This is a genomic window from Coleofasciculus sp. G3-WIS-01, from assembly GCF_040223135.1.
Lineage (GTDB): Bacteria > Cyanobacteriota > Cyanobacteriia > Cyanobacteriales > Coleofasciculaceae > Coleofasciculus.
Genome location: NZ_JAVJZI010000057.1, coordinates 21315 through 27587, shown reverse-complemented (window position 1 = coordinate 27587; position 6273 = coordinate 21315). Strand labels below are relative to the sequence as shown.

General features: G+C 46.6%; 4 protein-coding genes and 2 pseudogenes. 3 read left to right on the top strand and 3 right to left on the bottom strand.

The window, feature by feature from the left end:
• Window positions 1–321: 321 nt before the first annotated feature.
• Entirely contained in the window at window positions 322–1923 is a 1602-nt protein-coding gene (locus tag RIM23_RS05880; protein ID WP_446365289.1) for a peptide ligase PGM1-related protein, read from the bottom strand.
• Between the two features lie 136 nt (window positions 1924–2059).
• Window positions 2060–2539, bottom strand: coding sequence for a hypothetical protein (locus tag RIM23_RS05875; RefSeq protein ID WP_446365288.1), 480 nt, complete (start codon window positions 2537–2539; stop codon window positions 2060–2062).
• Between the two features lie 720 nt (window positions 2540–3259).
• Between RIM23_RS05875 and crn3 the strand changes: the two genes are divergently transcribed.
• The 3 genes and pseudogenes from crn3 to RIM23_RS05860 all read left to right on the top strand — a co-directional run.
• On the top strand, window positions 3260–3598 hold the full coding sequence (crn3, locus tag RIM23_RS05870) for a CRISPR-associated ring nuclease Crn3/Csx3 (RefSeq protein WP_446365286.1): 339 nt from the start codon (window positions 3260–3262) through the stop codon (window positions 3596–3598).
• A 123-nt stretch (window positions 3599–3721) separates the two neighbouring features.
• A pseudogene (locus RIM23_RS05865) lies at window positions 3722–3898 on the top strand (DUF4276 family protein); the annotation flags it as partial.
• A gap of 113 nt (window positions 3899–4011) precedes the next feature.
• Window positions 4012–4371 (top strand): annotated as a pseudogene (locus tag RIM23_RS05860) (DUF4276 family protein); the annotation flags it as partial.
• Window positions 4372–4505: 134 nt separating this feature from the next.
• Here RIM23_RS05860 and bchB read toward each other — a convergent pair.
• On the bottom strand, window positions 4506–6032 hold the full coding sequence (gene bchB / locus RIM23_RS05855; protein ID WP_446365284.1) for a ferredoxin:protochlorophyllide reductase (ATP-dependent) subunit B: 1527 nt from the start codon (window positions 6030–6032) through the stop codon (window positions 4506–4508).
• Between the last annotated feature and the right edge of the window lie 241 nt (window positions 6033–6273).

Genomic DNA, 6273 nt, shown 5'->3' with positions numbered 1-6273 from the left:
ATTACGAGTGACATATCTGGAAACTGATGTAGTCGTCATTAATCAAACCCTAGGAGATAGCTCATTTTTATTACCATCCTAACTAGGGCTTGCTGAATAAGTTGTGGGTGAAGGGAGCAGGGGGAGCAGGGGGAGCAGGGGGAGCAATGATACATTTTCCCTGATAGCGGTGCAAGGGTATGAAAGGGTTTTACCCTATTTCCTTGAAGATGATCCAATGTCTATGCTACTCAAAGCCTTGATAGATAAGGGTTTTGCAGTTGTGCAGCAAGCCCTAACTACGGGAAAGCCGCATCTGTATGCAATCAAGCGGATTCGATATCACTTGGAGAACCAGGAAATCGGCTCACAGGGATAAGAAAACTGGTCATTATCAGTCCCGGTGGTTTCGTGATCCAATACTTGCATCACCTGGTTATAAAATGCCTCCGCTTCTGGAGGGGAGTCGCCAATACAGGTTAATCCCAGTTTGCCGAACTCTGAAAGGGCGCCCATCAGATGAAACACATTGCCAGTACGGGTACTGCTATCAAAATGTAGACGATAATGGGTGATAATATCCATCAGATCATTAGGCATTAACCCTCGGTAATGATCCTTTTGTAAATTATCAGTAGCGATGTAATATTTCTGGCGACCTTGCTGACTGTGAAATAAACCCGTTGAGGCGTCGTAATGACCATTGGTTAAATACCGAAGCGACATAAACGGATGGGTGGTTCCCCCTTTGCGTAAGTTAATTTCTATCGCCTGTAAATCCCAGGCATTTTCCCCCTGCTCCGGCTGGTGAACGGCGACAAAATCCACGCCATAACGCTCGATTGCACCTTTTTGTGCCAGAACTTGTCCCACTTTAATTCCCATCTGTTGCAGGGGTAAGCGGTAGGCTGCATCAGCGGGAAATCGACAGCCCAGATAAATCTGACCATCTGGACCGCCTAAAATTTGATCATGGGTGGAGAGTATCTTTACCTCACCACGCGGGGTAATATACCCTTGTACACTGGGCGATCGCTTTTTCTCTCCTTCGATAAATATTTCGACAATCGCGCCTAACTCTGGGATGCGACTGGAAAATTGAGTCCAGGTTTCATTCTTTGCCTGAAAGCCTAAATGTTCTAAGTCTTCGTGGATAGCTGCAACCCGTTGATCATGAGACGCTTTTGCTGGTGCTGCGTCGGGGATTTTTCTCAAATCCAGGATGGCATTCCCTTCCCCAGAAAAGCCTTCATTGAGTTTAATCACCATCCGCTTTAAGTCGGGATGACGTTCCCACAATACAGCCCCTGCTTCCACCAACTCGTCCACTGTCCACATTGTTTCACAGCCATCGGGATGGGATACACCACTGAGTTTGAAAATTTCCCGACTCCCACTCTTGGTTCCCCAGTAGAGTAAATCGGGGTCAGGTGCGAGAAGGGGTAGACCGAGTTTTACTGATAATTCTCGCTCAAGCTGGGTGGAATTGTAACAAACCATATAGGACTTGTGCGGACGTAGCGCCTGACGAATTCGCGCCATTAGCCGGGGACGTTCTAATATTTTTTGGCTCAGGGGTTTGAGTGAGGCATCATAGGTGGAGAGGAGCATCAAACGCTCACGGGCGTGAGAAAACGGAATTCCGGGTAACAGTTGCAAATAATAATCAATCACAATCGGCGATAGCGGTACCGCCGTTATGTAAATCAGGCGGGTGCGGGGATTGCGTAAGCGAATCAGGGAAAATAACAGCCGTTCCTCATAGTGCAGAAAACCCGGAATCTTGGCTAGTTCTCGCTGATCAACGGAGACAGAGGGCACCACCAAGATGTCGCGATCATCCTGGTCAAATAGCTCAATACTAGACCAGCGATCGCGCAACTGGCTCTGAAGCCGCCGAAACCGTTCTGCTTGTGTGGAGGAGGATGAATTCAATTCATGCATTGCCCCTGAACCGCCTCAATGTTATACATAGCAATAGTAGCGGTTACGGGGAACAACTGTAATACTGTTAATTAAGTTAGTTTTCGTCCCTAAAGGAAGCCCCTACAAAAATACGGGTTTTCACGGCTAAGTAGAGTTATCTGTCATGGTTCAAGATCGCACGGCGGGCTAATTTGGCGTAAGTTTTGACGGTTTGATAACGCATCTCCAGATCATCTGCGATCGCGTTTAAGGATTCCCCCATTTCTCGTCGTGCTAAGATGGTTGCCCAGGTTTCGGCGATGTCTTGCGCCCGACTCCCCCCCTGGCGCTGGCGTTGGGCGAGAAATTCTTGAGTTAGTTTGAGGGTTTTTCCAGAGGTGAGGAAGTCTCCGTCTAAGCGCGAGAGGGTGAAGGGTTTTTCGGATTGACCATCATGGAGATAGGCGGAGAGTTCGGGGTTAGTTTGGCGGACTTGATCTAAGAACCAGGCGTGGAGTCCGACAGTGTATTGAGTATAGAGGGAGTCTGGGGCGTTGGCGGTTAATTCTAAGACGAGTCCGACTAATTCTGTATCCGGTGTCCAGGGATGGCGGGATGGAGGGGGTTGGGTTTGGCGGCGTTTGCGGGGTGCCATGATGGGGTGAATGCCGGATTTTTAAGGGGTTGATCCTATATATATAGGGTAGACTGAGTTGTCTTGGCGCGATCGCATCAATTTATTAGCCTCTAAGACACGAATCCAATTGGTTTGTGACATCAGCTATTCTCTCCCTGCTCAAAAATTTTTCAAGTTGTAGGGTGGGCATTGCCCACCTTACTGATACCAGAGTTTCCATCCCCTTTGGGGGAATTGAGTTTGTCAAGAAAGCAGAACTGCACGAAACTTGTTTTGGAGAGTTTCCATCCCCTTTCGGGGAAGTGAGTTTGTCAAGTTTAGAGGAAATTAACAATGAGAATCAAACCAAGGTTTCCATCCCCTTTCGGGGAAGTGAGTTTGTCAAGAGTTCGCTCAGGAAACCTTACAGAGAGAGGGTTTCAGAAGCCAAATCTACACACCTTTTTTCCTTGTCAATTACTCAACGCTTATTGATAAAAATCTCCGGTTTTCATCGTCCAAAACCATTACCTAGACCGCCATCGACACACCTCAACGAAAAAATGAGGTTTGGAGCGATCGCGTGACCTGTGTAGATAAGCTAATTTACCGTATTTCGCTATGCAGTTTTCCAGGTTCTGTCGTTATTCGATAATAATACAAGCAAACCCCCTTAAATGCCAAACCTTCCTGTCGTCGGAAAAGGGTTTTTCCTCGAAGCTGCTACATTAGCCTCGTACTCACAGAACGGCAAAAACCATGAACGCGATTCAACTTCAACTGCTTCCCCATCAAACCCAAACCGGTTTACCCTATCAACACCTGCATTTCCAGATTACAACAGATGACGGCATTATTTCCCCCCCAGACATTAAAGGAATCAAACTACCAGAAGGAATACCCTTCAACCAAGGTATCGTCATTGAAGGAAAAGGTCCGATTTGGCTGTACAGTTACCTAGTTCACGAATGTCATCCCGCCGCCTGGGTGGGATGTTATGACCCCCGTTTAGGCGTTGTCGTGGTGGCGACTCACACCCACGATGTCTCAGTGGGTGAAGTATTTCCCGTGGAATTACCCGCCGCGCTTTCTCGGTAATCCAACATCTAGCGAGGGAGATCATCCGGTATTAAGGCTCAAACATCCGCCCCAATTTCAAAGGACTGGCTGAGAGCTATTGTCCATTAAAATGGACTTCAAACTGAAAAAGCGTTTAAGCCAATCCTCATCGAGTTTCTCAAGCGGTATTTACCCCAACAGATGCCCAAACTAAAGTTTGTCACATCTGGAGCGGGTGGTCGTATTCCTAAAGGAAATAAACTCAAACGTCAGGTTGAAAAACTCCTGAGTGGTAAAGATGCTTATGATGCTGTCATTGCACTGACAGACGTTTATACAGATATAGCAATCGCCATAGCGGTTAGGACGCATCATTTATGTAGAGACGCGCTTTTGAAGCGTCTCTACAACAGTTCGTTTGTCCTAATCGATGTGTCTACTGCTATACTAAAGGGATTAGAGATTTTGAAGATGCAGAAGATGCTAAGAAAAAAATGAGGGAATGGGTTGGAAATAACCCCAATTTTTATCCCCATGTTGCGTCCTATGAATTTGAAGCTTGGCTTTTACCGTTTTGGTCAACCATTCAGAAACTGGCTAAACATAATAAGTCGGCTCCCAGTAGCAATCCTGAGAAAGTTAATCATGATAATCCGCCTTCCCAGCGAATTAAAGAAATCTTTGAATTGGGAAAAAGTTCCCGGAGTTATAATAAAGCGCGTGATGCAAAAAAAATCTTAGAGCAAAACGATCTGATGGATGCTATTGAAGCATGTTCCGAATTAAAGGCGTTTATCAATACAATTCTGTAAATTTATAAAGTTTACCTTATCAGAATTACTCTGTGTCATTTTCCGCCAACCCCTACTTCTACATCAATGAGAGTGTCCCCAGCTAGGAAACACTCTCATGCTACTACAAGGCGTGCGATCGCGAAGTCCTTTCTCTAAGCGCCGACAGATTCCTTAGCGGCGTACATCACCTCAAGGGTAATTTCACTAAACCCTCGCTCCCGCGCAAATTTCTCTGTATTCCGCTTCACTTTACCGCGCACGAAACCTGGAACCTTATTCAATTCAGTTTGCGCTTCTTTATTCCAATTCAAATCAGAACCAGCGGAAATCCCTTTAGTAATCACTTCCTTGGTATCATGACCGCCAAAGATTTCCAACAGGTGATCTTCCATTCCCAAGGTGAAGGAATTATAGACCAAATCAGCCATTTGATTTGTCCCTTCGTAACCCATGAATGGTTTATACCCAATGGGGAAGTTTTGAATGTGAATTGGTGCAGCAATCACACCACAGGGAATATCCAACCGCTTACCCACATGGCGTTCCATCTGAGTGCCAAAAATAGCCGAGGGTTCAATCCGCGCGATCGCATCCCCAATTTTGCCGTTATCATCACTAATTAGGATCTCGTCACAGTATTCGCTCACCTGTTCCTTGAACCAGTCTGCATCATACTTGCAATAAGTCCCCGCTAACACCACATGAATCCCCATCTCCCGTGCCAAAATCTTGGTCATCGCCGCCGCGTGGGTATTGTCACCAAAGACAACGGCTTTCTTCCCGGTCAAATTCTGACAGTCAATGGAACGTGAAAACCAAGCCGCTTGGGATACATACAGCGTTTGATTATTAATATACTCCTCGTAATCCACATCAGCGCCTTGCTGGTTGAGTACCTGCTGCATCTTACGGATACAACGCGCCGTTTCCACAACCCCCATCGGCGTGATATCCACGTAAGGCATATCGAACTCGGCTTCCAGGTAACGCGCCGCCATCATACCGATTTCCCGATAGGGTACGAGGTTAAACCAAGCACGAGGCAAATTTTTCAGATTGTGAACTGATGCGCCTTCTGGGATCACCTCGTTCACTTCAATCCCCAAGTCAGCCATTAACCGCTTTAACTCGGTGCAGTCGTGCTGGTTGTGGAAGCCGAGGGTGGAAATACCAATGATGTTCACCGAAGGCTTTTGAGTCTTACCCTCTGGTAATTCCCCTTTCTTCTTCGCCTTGTTCAGATAATACTGGACAATTTGTTCTAAAGTGCGATCGGCGGCTTGTAGTTCATTCACCCGGTAGTGGTTCACATCTGCCAGCATCACATCACCGTTGGCTTCAAGTTGAGCGCGTTCGACGAAGTTGCCCAAATCTTCTTGGAGAATGCTGGAGGTGCAGGTGGGGGTCAATACAATCAGATCTGGGGTGACTTCCTTATCCTTGCGGATGATATTATCCACCACTTTTTCCTGAGAACCCCGTGCTAAAACGTGTCGATCTACGATGCTGGCGGTGACTGGGGTGTAATCTCGCTCCCGTTCTAGCATCGATCGCATCACGTTGAAATAATCATCGCCCAGTGGTGCATGCATGATCGCGTGGACATTCTTAAATGAACTGGCAACGCGGAGAGTGCCAATGTGAGCCGGACCTGCATACATCCAGTAAGCTAATTTCATACCGAGTTTCTCCCTTGTATTTGTTGCACAAAGCCCGATTGAGGACGAATGGGCAGTGTTATTGATGAGTTTATATTTTCAAGTCGCTTCTGATTGTCTCAGACTTTAAGCATTTCGTGAGTAGGTATTAACTCGGATGGTCATGGCGGAAAAATCGCCCAAACCTGCTTACTGACTGGGATTCAGCCTAAAAATAAAACAACTTTGTGGTTGTTTATTGCAATCATTCTTAAACTTTCGC